The sequence below is a fragment of the Sulfurovum iocasae genome (assembly GCF_047716765.1).
Lineage (GTDB): Bacteria > Campylobacterota > Campylobacteria > Campylobacterales > Sulfurovaceae > Sulfurovum.
Map to the genome: position 1 here is coordinate 353428 of NZ_CP180410.1, position 15207 is coordinate 368634.

18 protein-coding genes, 1 other RNA gene and 2 pseudogenes are annotated in these 15207 nt (G+C 36.3%); 14 read left to right on the forward strand and 7 right to left on the reverse strand.

From position 1 onward, the window contains the following. Nucleotides 1-122 precede the first annotated feature (122 nt). The 6 genes from ACLHDG_RS01810 to ACLHDG_RS01835 all read right to left on the reverse strand — a co-directional run bounded on the left by ACLHDG_RS01810 (nt 123) and on the right by ACLHDG_RS01835 (nt 2930). Nucleotides 123-377: a hypothetical protein gene (locus ACLHDG_RS01810; protein WP_415407288.1), complete on the reverse strand. Its 255-nt coding sequence runs from the start codon at nt 375-377 to the stop codon at nt 123-125. Then, the gene (locus tag ACLHDG_RS01815; RefSeq protein WP_415407289.1) at nt 364-594 is read right to left on the reverse strand and encodes a hypothetical protein; all 231 of its coding nucleotides are present in this window, start codon (nt 592-594) and stop codon (nt 364-366) included. The genes ACLHDG_RS01810 and ACLHDG_RS01815 overlap by 14 nt, the downstream gene beginning before the upstream one ends. Before the next feature lie 76 nt (nt 595-670). After that, entirely contained in the window at nt 671-847 is a 177-nt protein-coding gene (locus tag ACLHDG_RS01820; RefSeq protein WP_415407290.1) for a hypothetical protein, read from the reverse strand. Beyond that, nucleotides 835-1074, reverse strand: coding sequence for a hypothetical protein (locus ACLHDG_RS01825; RefSeq protein WP_415407291.1), 240 nt, complete (start codon nt 1072-1074; stop codon nt 835-837). Before ACLHDG_RS01825 ends, ACLHDG_RS01820 begins: the two co-directional genes overlap by 13 nt. A 102-nt stretch (nt 1075-1176) precedes the next feature. Beyond that, nucleotides 1177-2352 carry a DNA cytosine methyltransferase gene (locus ACLHDG_RS01830; RefSeq protein ID WP_415407292.1) on the reverse strand — a complete coding sequence of 392 codons (1176 nt, stop codon included), beginning with the start codon at nt 2350-2352 and terminating at the stop codon, nt 1177-1179. A 335-nt stretch (nt 2353-2687) separates the two neighbouring features. Further along, a complete protein-coding gene (locus ACLHDG_RS01835) occupies nt 2688-2930 on the reverse strand; it encodes a DNA-binding protein (protein WP_415407293.1) in 243 nt (80 codons plus the stop codon). A 175-nt stretch (nt 2931-3105) separates the two neighbouring features. Here ACLHDG_RS01835 and ACLHDG_RS01840 point away from each other — a divergent pair, with 175 nt between their 5' ends. From ACLHDG_RS01840 to ACLHDG_RS01880, 9 genes and pseudogenes are all read left to right on the forward strand, one after another. Further along, a complete protein-coding gene (locus ACLHDG_RS01840; protein ID WP_415407294.1) occupies nt 3106-4704 on the forward strand; it encodes a hypothetical protein in 1599 nt (532 codons plus the stop codon). A 219-nt stretch (nt 4705-4923) separates the two neighbouring features. After that, nucleotides 4924-5142, forward strand: a pseudogene (locus ACLHDG_RS01845) (inositol monophosphatase family protein); the annotation flags it as partial. Nucleotides 5143-5306: 164 nt separating this feature from the next. Beyond that, on the forward strand, nt 5307-5714 hold the full coding sequence (locus ACLHDG_RS01850) for a hypothetical protein (protein WP_415407295.1): 408 nt from the start codon (nt 5307-5309) through the stop codon (nt 5712-5714). After that, on the forward strand, nt 5711-7078 hold the full coding sequence (locus ACLHDG_RS01855; RefSeq protein WP_415407296.1) for a tail fiber domain-containing protein: 1368 nt from the start codon (nt 5711-5713) through the stop codon (nt 7076-7078). The genes ACLHDG_RS01850 and ACLHDG_RS01855 overlap by 4 nt, the downstream gene beginning before the upstream one ends. Nucleotides 7079-7287: 209 nt before the next feature. Next, nucleotides 7288-8862, forward strand: a complete 1575-nt coding sequence (locus tag ACLHDG_RS01860) for a tail fiber domain-containing protein (RefSeq protein WP_415407297.1) — start codon at nt 7288-7290, stop codon at nt 8860-8862. Nucleotides 8863-9101: 239 nt separating this feature from the next. Beyond that, nucleotides 9102-9278 (forward strand): annotated as a pseudogene (locus ACLHDG_RS01865) (hypothetical protein); the annotation flags it as partial. A 58-nt stretch (nt 9279-9336) separates the two neighbouring features. Then, nucleotides 9337-10487 (forward strand): IS3 family transposase gene (locus ACLHDG_RS01870; protein WP_415405575.1). Its coding sequence is split into 2 segments (ribosomal slippage): nt 9337-9580 and nt 9580-10487, totalling 1152 coding nucleotides; the frame shifts between segments, so codons are not numbered across the junction. A 195-nt stretch (nt 10488-10682) separates the two neighbouring features. Then, a complete protein-coding gene (locus tag ACLHDG_RS01875; protein WP_415407298.1) occupies nt 10683-10832 on the forward strand; it encodes a hypothetical protein in 150 nt (49 codons plus the stop codon). After that, entirely contained in the window at nt 10798-11082 is a 285-nt protein-coding gene (locus tag ACLHDG_RS01880) for a hypothetical protein (protein ID WP_415407299.1), read from the forward strand. The genes ACLHDG_RS01875 and ACLHDG_RS01880 overlap by 35 nt, the downstream gene beginning before the upstream one ends. A gap of 59 nt (nt 11083-11141) precedes the next feature. Here the strand turns inward: ACLHDG_RS01880 and ssrA are convergent. Further along, nucleotides 11142-11516: a transfer-messenger RNA gene (ssrA, locus tag ACLHDG_RS01885) on the reverse strand. Between the two features lie 127 nt (nt 11517-11643). Between ssrA and ACLHDG_RS01890 the strand changes: the two genes are divergently transcribed. Genes ACLHDG_RS01890 through ACLHDG_RS01910 form a run of 5 tightly spaced genes read left to right on the forward strand, consistent with a single transcriptional unit; the run spans nt 11644 to nt 15126 of the window. After that, on the forward strand, nt 11644-12423 hold the full coding sequence (locus ACLHDG_RS01890) for a TOBE domain-containing protein (protein WP_415407300.1): 780 nt from the start codon (nt 11644-11646) through the stop codon (nt 12421-12423). Between the two features lie 3 nt (nt 12424-12426). Then, nucleotides 12427-13182 carry a molybdate ABC transporter substrate-binding protein gene (gene modA, locus ACLHDG_RS01895; RefSeq protein WP_415407301.1) on the forward strand — a complete coding sequence of 252 codons (756 nt, stop codon included), beginning with the start codon at nt 12427-12429 and terminating at the stop codon, nt 13180-13182. Continuing rightward, nucleotides 13179-13574 (forward strand): TOBE domain-containing protein, encoded by a 396-nt coding sequence (locus tag ACLHDG_RS01900; protein ID WP_415407302.1) that lies wholly within the window; start codon nt 13179-13181, stop codon nt 13572-13574. Before modA ends, ACLHDG_RS01900 begins: the two co-directional genes overlap by 4 nt. After that, complete coding sequence (gene modB, locus ACLHDG_RS01905) at nt 13574-14275, forward strand: molybdate ABC transporter permease subunit (protein ID WP_415407303.1); 702 nt, start codon at nt 13574-13576, stop codon at nt 14273-14275. Before ACLHDG_RS01900 ends, modB begins: the two co-directional genes overlap by 1 nt. Next, the gene (locus tag ACLHDG_RS01910; RefSeq protein ID WP_415407304.1) at nt 14272-15126 is read left to right on the forward strand and encodes an ABC transporter ATP-binding protein; all 855 of its coding nucleotides are present in this window, start codon (nt 14272-14274) and stop codon (nt 15124-15126) included. Before modB ends, ACLHDG_RS01910 begins: the two co-directional genes overlap by 4 nt. Nucleotides 15127-15207 lie beyond the last annotated feature (81 nt).

The following is a 15207-nucleotide window of genomic DNA, read 5'->3' on the forward strand; positions in this document are numbered from 1 at the left end:
ATCTTCAATGTAATGCGGGATTTAGAAAAAGAATTTCTGCAGGAAGGTTTTCCATCCAATGTTTGGATGGAAAGGAGAGTGTTTAGAGGTTTGTTCCTTCATTGAGGATCTTTGACAAAAGTTCATCTGACACCTCCCCATGTTTGATTGATAAAGTCTGACACTATCAGGGAGTACTTCTCAACAGGTTTACCAAAGGCATCCATCTCTTCACCTTCTTTATTGAAGTATTTTGGACCATAAGGGATATCGTCGATTTTCAATAATTGTTTTTTTTCTAATTGTTTCAAACAGTTTTCAAACCATTTGTTATTTGCCTCATGTCTCCAGCTTTGGGTTTTTGAGAAGGGATAATATGCTTCACTAAACTGTTTCATTTTTCACCTCTCCTAGGTATTCGATTGAGTCGATAAATGATTCATCGTTAGATTCACTATTCCAATAATTGATATGAGTATATCTACTTTCGATGGTCATCATATCTATTTCACCAGACTCTAATTTCTCAAAGTCTTCTACTGAAATCTCAAGTGTTGCGTCATATATGTGAAGGACATAGTTGTATTCTTTAAATGCGATTTTTTTTCTTTTCATATTAAGCCTTTCTGTGCTTTAAGGGATGAACTCCCCGATATTGGAATCTTTTCAGATTCACCTCATTTTCTTGTTGTTATTTTGATTTATTTATGGAGTCCATTGGAAAACGTTCTAGTCTCATCCTGTGGTATAGCCTGTTGGCTTCACCACTTTCAAAAAAATCTTGAACTTCTTCATCGGTTCTCATTTTCTTTATTCTTTTTACTATTTCGGCTTTATATTCTTCTAGTAGATTAGCTAGTGTATACATTGCACTTCTCCTTCACCTGCAATCTCAAGTAGCTCTTTATAGAGATTAGACTCAAAGAATTCGTCCCATAGGTCACTTATATCCCCGCCTTCCTCTTCATACTCATCTTCATCAATACCTTGTTCTTCAAGGTACAGTTCATAGTATTCACGCTCTAGGTCGTCATATGCTCTTGTGTAAATAATCTCTTCTTGTCCGTCAACCATTTCTTTTATTTTATAAACCATTTTTTCCTCCTCAGGGGGTGTTAAAGGGTGGTATCCCTATTATTGTGCTTGTGAATATTCTTCTTTCTACCCATACCTTGCCATCACAGGCAGTTGTCTGTTTTAGGCAGCAAGTGCCGGTGTTTCTTCTTGTTTATATGGAGAGGGGATGAGATTCGCAAGTATGGCTTCCAATACACCTACGAATATAGAGTTGCCAATCTGTTTTTTGGCTTGTGTGTTTGAGACAGGGAATTTAAAATTTTTATTGAAACCCTGAAGCTCTTTGAGCTCCTGTTCGTTTAGGTATCTGAACAATTTGTTCTTTTCATCATAGAACTTGACTTTGCCGCCAGCCAAGATACAAGGACTGATTCCATTTGTAGAGTGGATTCTACTATCAGACTCATACCTGAGATGAGGGAGCATGAAGACTTTTTTAATGTCAGTTTCTCTCTTTGTCTTATAGGCAACTGCCCCCTCTGAGGGATATGTATAATTCGTATAGTCCGTTGGTGTATTGCTTATAAAATAATTGACAGTTTTTGAAACGGCTTGTGGTTTTGGGAAGGTGAATTCTTCCTTGATGTCTTTTCTAATACCAACGATGAAGAGTCTCTCTCGATTTTGGGCAGCGCCATAGTGTTTTGCATTAAGTACTTCATATTGAATGGTGTAGTTCAACTCTTCAAACGCCGCTTTTATCACTGCGAAGGTATTCCCCCTATCGTGGGTAACCATCCCTTTGACATTCTCATAGATGAAGTATTTTGGCTCTTTCTCTTTTACAATTTGAAGACCGTTGTAGACCAGTGTCCCTCTGGTGTCTTCCAAGCCCAGTTTGCCACCTTGGTACGAGTAGCTCTGGCACGGACTGCCAAAAATAAAGAGGTCAATGTCAGGAACATTTTTAGGATCTATCTTTGTAATATCGGTGAAGACCTTTTTAACTTCATGGTTCGCCTGAAAGGTTTCTCTTGCAAATTTGTCTATCTCTACAATGAACTCATTTTTATGATTGACACCAAGATTCTTCAGTGCCTCTTCTGCTGCACCAATTCCACTGAATGCCGTAGCGCATTTTAGAGTTTGAGACACTGTATTGTTGTATGCCACATTATTTACAGGTGCAGGGGCTGTTATTGTATTCAGTGAAGACAACAATGCCTCAATATATGTATGGACATTTTTTACCTGTGCCTTATTGTGTGCTTCCTCAAAGTGTTCTTTATACTTTAATTTGCTTCCTGAATAAGAGAACATTTTTGTTTCTTGTGCTGTTGGATTTGTGTTTTTCATGGCTACCTACCTTTTATGTTTAAAAATGGTTGGGAGTGGTTGCTGGTTAAGTATCTATTAAAGATTTAAACTGGTTCTGTTGTCACAAGCTGGGGTTAAAGGTTCAAGGAGGGGTCTTTGACCACTCATTAGAAACTTTGGACCTCAAGGGTTAACTTAACAATGATCTGGATATCCGACCAAAACTGGGATTTCTTACGTCCATCATTCGAGTCATCCAGATTCGACTTATGTCGAGTTGTAAAAGAACAATTTCACACATTATTGTGTTAGAAAAATCTATTAAAGACATCCTATAAGTCCCCATAAACACAATGGAGACTTAATGAGAGGTCTTAGGCGACTCTGATAGTATTACTCAGATAGGTCACCACGTTTACCACGGGGAAGAGAACTTTTCCATTTTTCCCCGTTCCGACCTTGATATATTCAGGGATACCGACACCTTTCACTATGTATGAGTTAATTGAAGAGACTGAAACGCCAAGTTCATTTGCGAGTTCTTTTTTATTGAGGGTTGCTTTGTTATATCTATGGGTTAACTCTGTGTAAATCTTTTCTGAAAAATATCTTTTCATCTTCTTACCTCTCTTTATTTGGATAAGTGAATTGTAGGTTCTATAATGTCATATTAGGTAGTCATTACATTTATAATGGATACATACAACTGATATATACAACGGATTTAAGGGAATTATTTTTTATTTACCTATTTAATCTAAGGAAGTAATCTTGTTTAAGATATAATATTTTATGAATTATGAGCGATTTGGAAGATTAAACAGTAAAAAAATAGAAGAATTGAAGAATGATTCAAAACTTGATGATTTAAAACTTTATGCTATGGGGAAGTTCTTTCCATATTTACCTACACGCAAAAAAGATATGGATCAAAGGCATACTGTTAGCTCTTTTAAAAATATGATACAAAAATACCGGTATTGTTATTCACTACGTAGTAATTGTGTAGCACTCATTAAAAAGAAAGGTCTTCTACCTGAAGAAGAAGAGTGCATTGAAATAGAGAACAAAGTATATGTCTTTACAAATATACCATATGGGAATTTTGATGAGATCGATTGTGAATTGTTATTTGATAAAAAAATGTCGATACCAATTAAGGATGAAGATTCAGTCTTGGGGTACGAAGCAACCTCAGTTTTATCTGATATGAAAAAGAGAAAACTTTCATCAATACAAGATAAACTTTTAAGAAAGTATTTAGTATGGATACATTTCGTATCACTTGAAAGTAAATATATATCAATAAACAAACTAGATGAAGTAGCATGTGATGAGGACAGAGACGTAGATAACTCAGTATTTAATGAGTTTGTATGGAGATTAGCTTTATTTGGAAAGGGTATTTATAAAGAGGGTGAAACCAAAGAAAGTAATATAAAGGGAAAAAGGTCAAGAGTTCAAGATGCTCACTCTTTATTCCATGAATATGACAGGTATGGTTCTTTAAACTATATTCAATCTTTTGACTATATTCATTCTTTTGTGAAAAAATTAGATGATGTGATGCAGTATAATCATATAGCAACAGCCAATAAATTTTTCTATGAATTTTTAGAAGAGCACTATAATACTTATTTACTAGATGAGTTTACAGGCGATAAACTATTAGCAGATTCTTTATCAATCTATGAAGACAAAATAGCGTATCTTCATAGAGTAAAAGAGAACTTTGCATTCTTGAAAAACCCTTATTCTAAGGAATACAGATCTTTCTTCGGCAAAAGAAAAAAGTTGTATCTTAATCAGTTGTTCAAAGCTCAGCAAATAATGAGAAAACTCAAAAGTGAATACCATTCTATTGATGATATGGTCAATTCACTTCAGGAAGAATATGACAAAACTGTAAATAGTATGAATATTCTTCCTGAAGTAATTAAAAATTATAAAGAAGACTTGGGAGACAATCAACTGCCTAATCAGGGATATGGTTATCTAGGTGATGGCTTGCATGATGATGAAGATGAAAATAGTCCAGTGTATCAAATTCGACATGAAAGGTCATGGACGATTGACGAAGAAAGATTGCAAAGGGAAGAAATAGAATATCAAAGGGAAGAAGATGAAGAACAACTTTCCCGTGAAGAAGCATTTGAAAAAGAGATTCAAAGATTTGTGAAGGAAAATAAACCTATGGAACTATTTGAATTTGATGAGAAAGCGTATTTTGAGCACCATGAATCAATATCTATTAAAGAAGTTCTAAAGATAAAGCAACTGGACGTAATTGATGATGTGTCATTAGAAGGTAAATTTTTTAGTTTGCGAGAGATGACAGATTGGCTTGGAAAAAGATTATTCCATTTTAGTTTTGTAGAGTTTGACAAATAAAAGGTATAAATAGGGGAGAAAATATAAAATAGATTTTTATAAATTCTATAAAGTGCCTATATTAAGGGGCATGTTAATGGTTTACTTATAATTGGTGGAGGTGAGGGGAATTGAAGATAGCTTTGTAGCAGTAGATATTGAGGTGCTCTTGTAAATCTATCTCTTTATCTACCCCTATAATATCTTTTATCCTAAGAGGCTCCAGAATAATAAAATATTGAACAGATCTCAAAGGAAAGTTCTTTGAAACTTGTCATGATGGCAGAAAGTGAAGCAGACATCTACCCTCGCCTAGCACCCACAATGGAATGGGACACAGCAGCAGATGCCATAGTCAGAGAGAGTGGGAAAATGACTTATCAATACAATTCAACATCTTTAATTCCTATTTTATATAATAAAAAAAATCTTTTAAATCCTTGGTTCATCGTCAAATAACTATCTAAAATTTAAAAATTTTATCTCCTTCCTATTTTATTTTTTTTTAAGTCATAAAGTTCTATACTTAAGTATAGCTTAATGGTTATATTTAAGTATGAGTGTTTAGGTTTGAATTCAAATTGGATTTATAGGTATAGATATAAATGAATAGGAGGTCTTTCATGAAACAAAATATTTTACTAAAATACTTGCTCGCAGGAGTAGTTGGAAGTGTGGGTGCACTTGCAGATATGGTAGTAGATAAGTCAAATGGTATGCTGACAGTAACGTCAGACATAAGTGGAACAGTCATCGCCAAAGTCATCAGTCCAAATGATGAAGTGGTGGTCAATGAGAAGTATGAGGGTAACTCTTTTTCTTGGTCACCTTCAGGAGTGGATGGAGCATATCGTTATGATGTGAGAGTTGTTCCTGCAACACAAAAAATTGCTTCTGCTAATGATACTCAAACAATGACAGAAGAAACTTCGGGTGTCAAAAGTGACTATGCTGGCGGTATCATAGAAGTAAGGGAAGGAAGCATAAAAACCAAGAGTATAGATGTAGAGGAAAATGGAGGTGTAAAATGAAAAAAGTAAAACAGATAAGTATTATAGCAGCAAGTATTTTATTAAGCCCATTACTTTTAGTACAGTTAAATGCTGCAGATGTAATAGTTTCAAGCGGAATGCCAGTTATAGACTTCGATGATACGAATACTGTCGGCGATGACTGGAGAATATCTGGTAATCGTAATTATTGGTATCTAAGAAATCAAGTAAATGATGTAGTAGCCATGCGATTTCCTAAACAAAGTATAGCAGCGAATAGTTTTATAGCAGAGGTAAGTACAGGTAATATTGATATTGCCGATGGAGCAATGAATATTAACCGGGCTCAGAAGAATGCATTGATTTCCGATTCATCAGGTGACATCAACCTGGCAAACGGTTCTGTCTTTATCGATAGATCAGCAGATCGTATGGGGATTGGGACGACAACACCAAGCGGAGCTCTGCATGTAAAAAGTAGTGGTAATACTGATTTCTATCTTGAAAATGGAACAGGAAGTGCAATTTGGCGAACAAGAATTGGTGGTAGCAGCCTTGATTATTATATTACCGATATAACAAATGGGACTCAACCATTTACTATTGAGAACAATACGGCAAGCAATACGCTCTATCTGGACTCTACCAATAATGTCGGTATTGGTACCAATTCTCCACAAGCCAAACTCGATATTCGTGGTGATATCGCTTCCGCATGGGCAGGTTCCAATACCGTAGGTGACGGTTTAACAAATCTGCTTGTTTTATCAGCAAGCAACAGTGAAGTAGATAAATCATCAGATGTTGGATTTAGATTGGTCAATGGTAGCACATCAAAAGGTTGGAATTTTAGAACTAACAGTGGTGGTGATTCGTTCCAGGCAACACTACAAGGGACAGGAGGGGCAGAATTTACAGTAACAAATGCTACATCTGATGTCAGTGGAACAGAGCTCTATCTGGGTAATGGAGCTAAAAATGTAGGTGGTGTATGGATCAATGCTTCTAGTCGTGCACTGAAAGAGAATATCAAAGAACTCAGTACTCAGGATGCTTTGGCAGCCTTTCATAAACTCCAACCTGTAACTTATAACTATAAATCTGATAAAAAAGAGCAAGTCGTCGGATTCATCGCAGAGGATGTCCCTGAACTTGTAGCGATTCAAAGCCGTGACGGTTTGAGTTCTATGGATATGGTTGCTGTGTTGACGAAGGTGCTGCAGGAGCAGGAGAAAAATAATGAACTTCTTCAGCAGAGAGTCGGAGAGCAAGAACAACAGCTCACAGCAACAAAAACTCAACTCGAAACAATGCAACAAAGAGTGGTACAGCTAGAATCCATCCTAACAAACCTCGCACTAGATACAAGCAATGCGAGCAAAGAGAAAGTCTCTCTTAAATAACTGTTTCCCGCTATGGCGGGAACTTTCTTACTCTCCAAAGCTCGTTCAAAACTACATCAATTCAATAGGCCACCTTTTATTTTTCCCTAAGTTGATTAGTCTTATACTATAAATATATAGATTGTTGTATTTGAAATAATTAGGCGTGTACGATGCATGGATCAGGAGAAAAGGGTGGGTGGAAACCTAAAATATAAAAAGGATTTACCATGAAAAAATACAGAACATTAAGTATCGTTGCAGTGATAGCATTAATAAACAGTAGCGTACTTTACGGTGGTAGCGAAGCGGATTCGAATGAAAATGTCTATTATGGCTATGGTGCCGGAACCAATCTTGATTATGGGATTGGAATGTATAATGTGTTTATGGGGTACAATGCTGGCCACAACACGACTAATGGTGACCTAAACATCTTCATTGGTTATGAAAGCGGCTCCGGTAATACGTGGGGTAATAAAAATACCTTCATCGGCTATGAAAGCGGCCGTAACAACACGTCAGGTAATAAAAACACCTTCAGCGGCTGTTGGAGCGGCATCAGCAATACAACTGGAAGCTGGAACACCTTCAGCGGCTTTCAGAGCGGCTTCAACAACACAACTGGCCACTCCAATACATTCAGCGGTTATTTCAGCGGCTTCTACAATATAACCGGCCACCAAAATACCTTCATCGGCTCTGACTGCGGCCGTCTCAACACGATAGGCTCCTTTAATACCTTCATCGGCGATGGCTGCGGCACCAGTAACAAGACTGGCGATAATAACACCTTCATCGGACAAGTCAGCGGCTTCGACAACACGGAAGGCAGTTACAATACCTTTAATGGCGTTCAGAGCGGAAGCGGCAATACGACCGGAAACTCCAACACCTTCAGCGGCTATGAAAGTGGCTACACTAACACAACCGGAAACAATAACACCTTCCTTGGCCGTCAGAGCGGCTTCCTCGCTGATGTCGACAGTAGCGTCTTTCTGGGATATATGGCTGGGTTTAGCGCCGACCGGGATAATACCCTCTATATCTCCAACAGCCTTACCGAGTTTCCCCTTATTTACGGTGAATTTGACACTAAAATGCTCAGAGTAAATGGCAAACTTGAGGGTACCTGGGCAGGTTCCAACACAGAAGGTGATGGTTTGACAAACCTGCTGGTTTTATCTGCAAACAACAGTGAAGCAGATAAAGTATCAGATGCAGGATTTGCTTTGAAAAATGCCAGAAGGAATAAGCAGTGGAACTTTAGAACACACCAGGGCGGAGACGCATTTGTCGCTACGCTTGCTGGGACAGGAGGTCCGGAATTTTCAATCATAAACGATTCTCCCTTTGTCGATGAAATGATGCTCTATCTAGGTAATGGCGCAAAATGCATCAATGGTGTATGGATCAATAGTTCAAGCCGTACCTCCAAAGAGAATATCAAAGTACTTAGCAGTGAAGATGCACTTGCAGCATTCCGTAAACTCCAACCCGTTACCTATAACTACAAAACAGACAAAACAGAGTCTTATGTCGGATTCATAGCAGAAGATGTCCCGGAACTTGTTGCGATTCAAAGCCGTGATGGTTTGAGTTCAATGGATATGGTTGCTGTGCTTACTAAGGTGGTGCAGGAGACCAGAGCTGAAGCAGAAGCTAAGGATCAAAAAATAGCAATGATGGATGCGAGGCAAAAAGCCCAAGAGGAGAAGATTGCCAAACTAGAATCCATCCTGACAAACCTCGCCTTGGATACTTCCTATACCAAGAAAGAGAAAGTCTCAATTAATCTCAAATAAGATCTATGCTATAGAGTCTGTACTTTCAGACTCTATAATTCGTGTCAGACCTAACCTCTTAAAGTCTGGCGCATAAAAGCGTAGTATGATTATCTCCGGGTCTAAAGATAACTTAAGCATTATTGACCTAATGCAAAAAACGGGCGCCTGAAAACCCTTTCAAATTACGGTATATTGGGAATAAATGAAGATTTATTTACAAATGGCTGTAAAAAAGTACCAAATATTGTCCAGAATGTAATTCAAATGAAGTTATAAAAAAGGGTAAACGTAGAGATGTACAACGCTATAAATGTCAGAATTGTAATCACTGCTTCTCTTCTAAATGTAGACCAGATAAACTCCATAAAGTTGTCTTCCATGAATACTTTTATCATAAACAATGGAATGACCCCAAAAAACTAGACAAAAACTAATTCAGTAATTCGATAATAAAAGTGAGTAGAATCATTTCATAGAATTATAGGATTAAAAATGGCAAGACGAACATATACAGAAGATTTTAGAATAGCAGCAGTCAAACAAGTCACAGAGAATGGGTATGAGATAGCAGATACAGCCCATCGATTAGGTGTGCATCCAGATTCATTAAGAAGCTGGATCAAAAGATTAGAGTCCCCAGAAGCCATAGAGAAAAACAAAGCTGTAGAGTCGTCAAGCGCAGAGATAAAGAAATTACAAAAAGAACTCAAACGGGTAAAAGAAGAACGTGATATATTAAAAAAGGCCGCGGTGTACTTTGCAAGCCACACAAACTAAAATACTCTTTTATTAAAGAGTATAGTCATACTTATACAGTAGATAAAATGTGTAAAGTAATGAAAGTGCACCGAAGCGGATACTACCAGTGGCTAAATCAACCCATTTCCAATAGAGAGTTTGAAAATCAGAAGTTACTAACCCATATAAAAGAGGCATACAAAGAGTCCAATGGTGTATATGGTTCAAGAAATATACATAAGGATTTAAGAGAGCTTGGTATTCATGTCAATAAAAAACGTGTGGCAAGATTGATGAGTAAAGCTAAACTCTATGGTGTAGGCACCTATAAACGTAAACCCTATAGCAAAGCTGGATCAGTTCATAAAGCACATCCTAATTATCTGAAACAATGTTTCATCGTAGAAAAACCAAACGATACATGGGTAAGTGACATCACATACATTAGAACTAAAGAAGGATGGGTTTATCTAGCTACTGTGTTAGATCTCTATAGTCGAAAAATAGTAGGTTGGGCTACAGGTCATAGGCAAACCACGCCTTTAATCATAAAAGCTCTTAAAATGGCTACAACAAGACTTAACAATACAGACAGCGTGATACTGCATTCGGACCAAGGAAGTCAATATAGCTCGTATGAGTATACAAAACTTGCAAAAGAGCATAACATTATCTTGAGTATGAGCAGACGTGGAAATTGTTATGATAATGCAGTGGCAGAGAGCTTTTTTAAAACACTCAAAAAAGAGTTAGTTAGAAAGCAGAACTTTGAGACAAGAGAAATTGCAGCATCCAAAATATTTGAGTATATAGAGATGTTCTACAATGCCAAAAGACGTCATAGTTATTTAGGCTATATCTCACCAAATGAATTTGAAAAAAGGTATAATATTGAGACTTCATAAAATTAGGTTTTTACTGAATTGGTAAGTGTCTAGGTTATAGGGGTCATTCCACAAACTCTCAAACAATTATCCCATAAATATCAACGAAGTATTCTCTGGATCAGAAAATAAATATTTGAATATGATCCAAGAACTGTAACAGTTGTTGCAGATGCTACTTTCTTTGGTAGACGTAGAGACAAATTTGGTGTACTTGTGTTTAAAGATCTAATCACTAAAGAAGTACTTATATGGAAACATATCGAATCAGAGAAGAGCAAAGACTATGTTTATCTCAAAGATGAATTAATTGCTATGGGATTTACTGTTAATGGTATTATTATTGATGGTAAGAGAGGCTTTTGATGAGTTTCCAGTACAAATGTGTCACTTCCATCAAAAGATGATTATACAACGTTATGTAACACGAAAGCCAAAACTTGAAGCTTCAAAAGATTTAAAAAAGATTGTATCCAGACTTACCTCTACTACCTCTTTAGATGGAGGTGTCTTTACTCAGCTAAAAAAGCTTATTAAATTGCATCAGGGAATGAGTAGGAGTTTGAAGGTTAAATTAATAGATGATTATCTTGTAAGCTATAATAAAAAACTATGATTTAGGTGCCCGTATTTTTCGTTACGTCGGTTTTGTTGAATTGGATTGAATTGTGAGTTTGGTGGAAGTGAGGGGAATTGAACCCCTGTCCTAAAATAGATAGAACTATGACTCTACATGCTTAGTCAGTGTTGTTAATTTTAATCCTGCTTTGTACTACACTCAAAACTTTACAAGACGAGCTAAAATTCTCACACCATGGCATAGCTTCCATGGAGCATAGTCATCAGATGTGATACCTCAAAGTCCGGGTAAGATGACACTCACCGGCGAGGCAGTCCTCCGCGTTAGCGGGGTTAATGACTTACGCTACTGCGTAAGCTGGACGATAATCTGTGTTGTTTGCGTTTAAATGCGTTTGAGCCGCGTAACGGAATTGCTCAGTCCGACATGCACATAGCCCCGACTACTCCAGTCGAAACCAAGTCACTCCCATTAATGGTAGATGTGCGGATTCTAACACTTTTGGGTTATTTTGTCAATAGCTGAGAATCTACCGTTATATCTTAAGGTATATAATGATAGTATTTTCGTTATATATAATGGAACATAAGGAAATAGATGGAACTTACTTCTGCACTTACTTTAGAAATGTTAGGTAAACCTTTTTTACTAGAGAAGCGTATAGAACTGCTTCATGCCATAGAAGAGCATGGTTCCATCTCTAAAGCAGCTAAATTTGTACCTATGAGTTATAAAAGTGCGTGGGAAGCAGTGGATACGATGAACTCTCTTTCGCCAGAACCCATCGTCCACAGAGAGACGGGAGGGAAAGATGGTGGGGGTACTACCATTACAGCCTATGGGTTAACACTTTTAGAAAATTATGCCGTGCTCAAAGAAGAACATACACGTTTTTTGGAAAGATTGTCAGAGTTTACAGATATACAAAGTGGTGCATTTAAGACCATAGGAAGGCTTGCGATGCAAATTTCTGCACGAAATCAGATACAGGCTGAGGTAATCTCTGTAGAATCTGCAAATGTAAATGCAAAGATACACTTGAAGTTAAAGAGTGGACAAGTCCTTGTTTCTGTTATCACAAAAGAAGCCGTAGAAAACTTGCATATAGAAGAGAATCAAACTGTTACAGCGATATTTAAATCCAGTTCAGTCTTATTGTCTACATTAGAAGATGAAAAGAGTGAAGAGAATAGACTAAAAGGTATAGTGAGCAAGATAGATACAGATATAGAAAATGCTAAAGTTTTAGTAGATATAGGGAACCATGACACAATTGTTTCTGTAGTGTCTAAAGATGTTTTTGAAAAGATGGAACTTAAAGAGGGAAGTTCTGTCATGGCTATGATAAAATCCAATGATATTATGTTGGGAAAATAGAGAATGAACCAAGTGAAATTAAAACTATTTTTTATAATACTGTTTTCAACATACAGTATGGCAGGAACTATTCAAATTGCCGTAGCAGCCAATGTAAGTTATGCTATAGATGACCTAAAAAAAGAGTTCAGCAAACTTTATCCAGATACAAAAGTAAAAGTTACCCTTGGAAGCAGTGGAAAGTTAACCGCTCAAATAAAAAATGGGGCACCATATCAGCTTTTTATGTCTGCAAATATGAAATATCCAAATGCTTTATATAAAGATAAAACAGCAGTAACAAAGCCAATAATCTATGCTCAGGGTGCAATTGCCCTTTTCAGTAATAAAGCCCAAGATTTTACCAAAGGAATTAAACTCTTAAAAGATAAAAAAATAGAAAAAATAGCTATTGCCAATCCCAAAACTGCTCCTTATGGAAAAGCAGCAGTAGAAGCTATGAAAAATGCCGGCGTTTATAACGATGTAAAGAAAAAATTTGTGTACGCTGAATCAATTTCACAAACCGTATCATATACTGTTACAGCTACGGATATGGGGATTATTGCTAAATCATCGCTTTTCTCCCCTAAAATGGCTGAATTTAAAAAAGGGGTAAACTGGGGTGAAGTAGATCCTAAACTTTATGCTCCCATTGATCAAGGTATAGTGATACTAAAAGAGGGTGAAAAAAATAGTGAGGTAGAGGCATTTTATAACTTTATTTTAAGCGAAAAATCGAAAAAGACCTTTGAAGATTTTGGATATACAGTACCATGAATACTCTTATAGCTACAGTAACAAAAATTGATACTATTGATAATCTCAATATTGTTAAGTTCGATTTTTCAGGTCAAACGCTTAGTATGATGAGTTTAGATCTAAGTGATGATATAAAAATAGGAACTAACGTAAAGTTAATAACAAAACCAACTTATATAGCAATAGCTAAAGAGTTTAGCGGTATGTTGAGTTACTCCAATCAACTAAAAGCAAAAATAAAAGAGTTAGAAAATGGGAAACTATTAAGCAGTGTTAAACTGGAAATAGAAGAGTTTGTTTTAGAATCTATCATTACATTTGAGTCAAGTAAAAAAATGGATTTAAAAGTAGGTGATGAAGTGACTGCGTTTATCAAGGCAAGTGAATTGTCTATTTTAAAGGTTTTATAATGCTTGAAATATTACAAAATCTTGAATTCACCCCTTTTTTACTCTCCTTTAAACTGGCAGCCCTTACTACTTTGATCTTATTTATACTATGCTTACCTCTGGCTTGGTATCTATCACAAACTTCTTCAAAGGCAAAACCATTCTTGGAAGCTGTTACTGCACTGCCTATTGTATTGCCTCCATCAGTTTTGGGATTTTATATTTTATTTGCTTTATCTCAAAATTCACCTATTGGAGCTTTTTTTGATGAGTATTTTGATGTAAAACTTGTATTTAACTTTACGGGACTTGTAGTGGCAAGTTGTTTTTATTCACTTCCTTTTATGGTTCAGCCTCTTCAAAGCGGTTTTGAAAATATAAATAAAAATATGCTTGAAGCATCTTATGTATCAGGAAAAAGTAAATTTGAGACTATATTTCGTGTAGCGATACCAAATATCAAACCGGCTTTGATGACGGCAATTATTGTAACCTTCGCCCATACTGTTGGAGAGTTTGGAGTAGTTTTGATGGTGGGTGGAAGTATCCCTGATGAGACAAAAGTAGCTTCGGTAGCAATTTATGAGATGGTTGAGATCATGGATTATACATCAGCACATATTTATAGTGCTATTATGGTGGTGATTAGCTTTTTAGTACTTCTGAGTGTGTATATGTTTAATAGTAAGCAGAATAAAAAGTTTGGTGGGTTTCATAAATGATAACAATAGATATAAATAAAAAACTTCACGGAAGTAGTGGAGAGATGGATTTAGATGTAAATCTTGAAATAAAAGAGGGTGATTTTATAGCACTGGCTGGACAAAGTGGTAGTGGAAAAACGACACTTTTAAGGATACTTGCCGGGCTTGAAGATGCAAATGGAACTATCAAAATTGGTGAAGATATATGGCTAGATGACAAAAATGTATTGCCACCACAAAAAAGGAAAATTGGTTTTGTATTTCAAGATTATGCACTTTTCCCCAATATGAGTGTTGAAGAAAATCTTTTATTTGTAAATAAAGATAAAAAGTTAGCAAATCATCTATTACAAATTACAGAACTAAGTGAGCTAAAAAACAGGCTTCCAAACACACTAAGCGGTGGACAAAAACAGCGTGTAAGTTTGTGTAGGGCTATGATGAACGAACCAAAACTACTACTTATGGATGAGCCACTTTCAGCTCTTGACCCATCTATGAGAACAAAACTTCAAAATGAGATATTAACCCTACATAAAGAGTTTGATACTACAACTATTATGGTAAGTCATGATCCAAGTGAAATATATAGATTGGCTTCTCGTATTGTAGTTTTAAATCAGGGTGTTATTATAGATGATGGAACTCCAAAAGATGTTTTACTCAAAACATTGGGAAGTCAAAAATTCTCTTTCGAAGGGGAACTTTTAGATATAAAAAAAGTTGATGTTATCTATGTGGCTATCATATCTATAGGGCAACAACTTGTGGAAGTGGTAGTAAGTCAAGATGAAGCTAAAAATTTAAAAATAGGTGACAGTGTACGAGTAAGTACTAAGGCATTCGCTCCAATACTTAGTCAAAAATAGAAATACCTCTACTATCATATAAGTCAAACAAATTTTTTTGTAGCGTGGGCAGGAATTCCTATGCTACAGAGTTAAAGATTT

Excerpts from the sequence above, each read along its gene's own strand:
- ACLHDG_RS01815 (WP_415407289.1), bottom strand. The coding sequence starts at position 594 with ATGAAAAGAAAAAAAATCGCATTTAAAGAATACAACTATGTCCTTCAC.
- ACLHDG_RS01835 (WP_415407293.1), bottom strand. The coding sequence starts at position 2,930 with ATGAAAAGATATTTTTCAGAAAAGATTTACACAGAGTTAACCCATAGA.
- modA (WP_415407301.1), top strand. The coding sequence starts at position 12,427 with ATGAACCAAGTGAAATTAAAACTATTTTTTATAATACTGTTTTCAACA.
- ACLHDG_RS01900 (WP_415407302.1), top strand. The coding sequence starts at position 13,179 with ATGAATACTCTTATAGCTACAGTAACAAAAATTGATACTATTGATAAT.
- ACLHDG_RS01830 (WP_415407292.1), bottom strand. The coding sequence starts at position 2,352 with ATGAAAAACACAAATCCAACAGCACAAGAAACAAAAATGTTCTCTTAT.
- ACLHDG_RS01820 (WP_415407290.1), bottom strand. The coding sequence starts at position 847 with ATGTATACACTAGCTAATCTACTAGAAGAATATAAAGCCGAAATAGTA.
- ACLHDG_RS01855 (WP_415407296.1), top strand. The coding sequence starts at position 5,711 with ATGAAAAAAGTAAAACAGATAAGTATTATAGCAGCAAGTATTTTATTA.
- ACLHDG_RS01880 (WP_415407299.1), top strand. The coding sequence starts at position 10,798 with ATGGTATTATTATTGATGGTAAGAGAGGCTTTTGATGAGTTTCCAGTA.
- ACLHDG_RS01890 (WP_415407300.1), top strand. The coding sequence starts at position 11,644 with ATGGAACTTACTTCTGCACTTACTTTAGAAATGTTAGGTAAACCTTTT.
- ACLHDG_RS01840 (WP_415407294.1), top strand. The coding sequence starts at position 3,106 with ATGAATTATGAGCGATTTGGAAGATTAAACAGTAAAAAAATAGAAGAA.
- ACLHDG_RS01860 (WP_415407297.1), top strand. The coding sequence starts at position 7,288 with ATGAAAAAATACAGAACATTAAGTATCGTTGCAGTGATAGCATTAATA.
- ACLHDG_RS01910 (WP_415407304.1), top strand. The coding sequence starts at position 14,272 with ATGATAACAATAGATATAAATAAAAAACTTCACGGAAGTAGTGGAGAG.
- ACLHDG_RS01825 (WP_415407291.1), bottom strand. The coding sequence starts at position 1,074 with ATGGTTTATAAAATAAAAGAAATGGTTGACGGACAAGAAGAGATTATT.
- ACLHDG_RS01850 (WP_415407295.1), top strand. The coding sequence starts at position 5,307 with ATGAAACAAAATATTTTACTAAAATACTTGCTCGCAGGAGTAGTTGGA.
- ACLHDG_RS01810 (WP_415407288.1), bottom strand. The coding sequence starts at position 377 with ATGAAACAGTTTAGTGAAGCATATTATCCCTTCTCAAAAACCCAAAGC.
- modB (WP_415407303.1), top strand. The coding sequence starts at position 13,574 with ATGCTTGAAATATTACAAAATCTTGAATTCACCCCTTTTTTACTCTCC.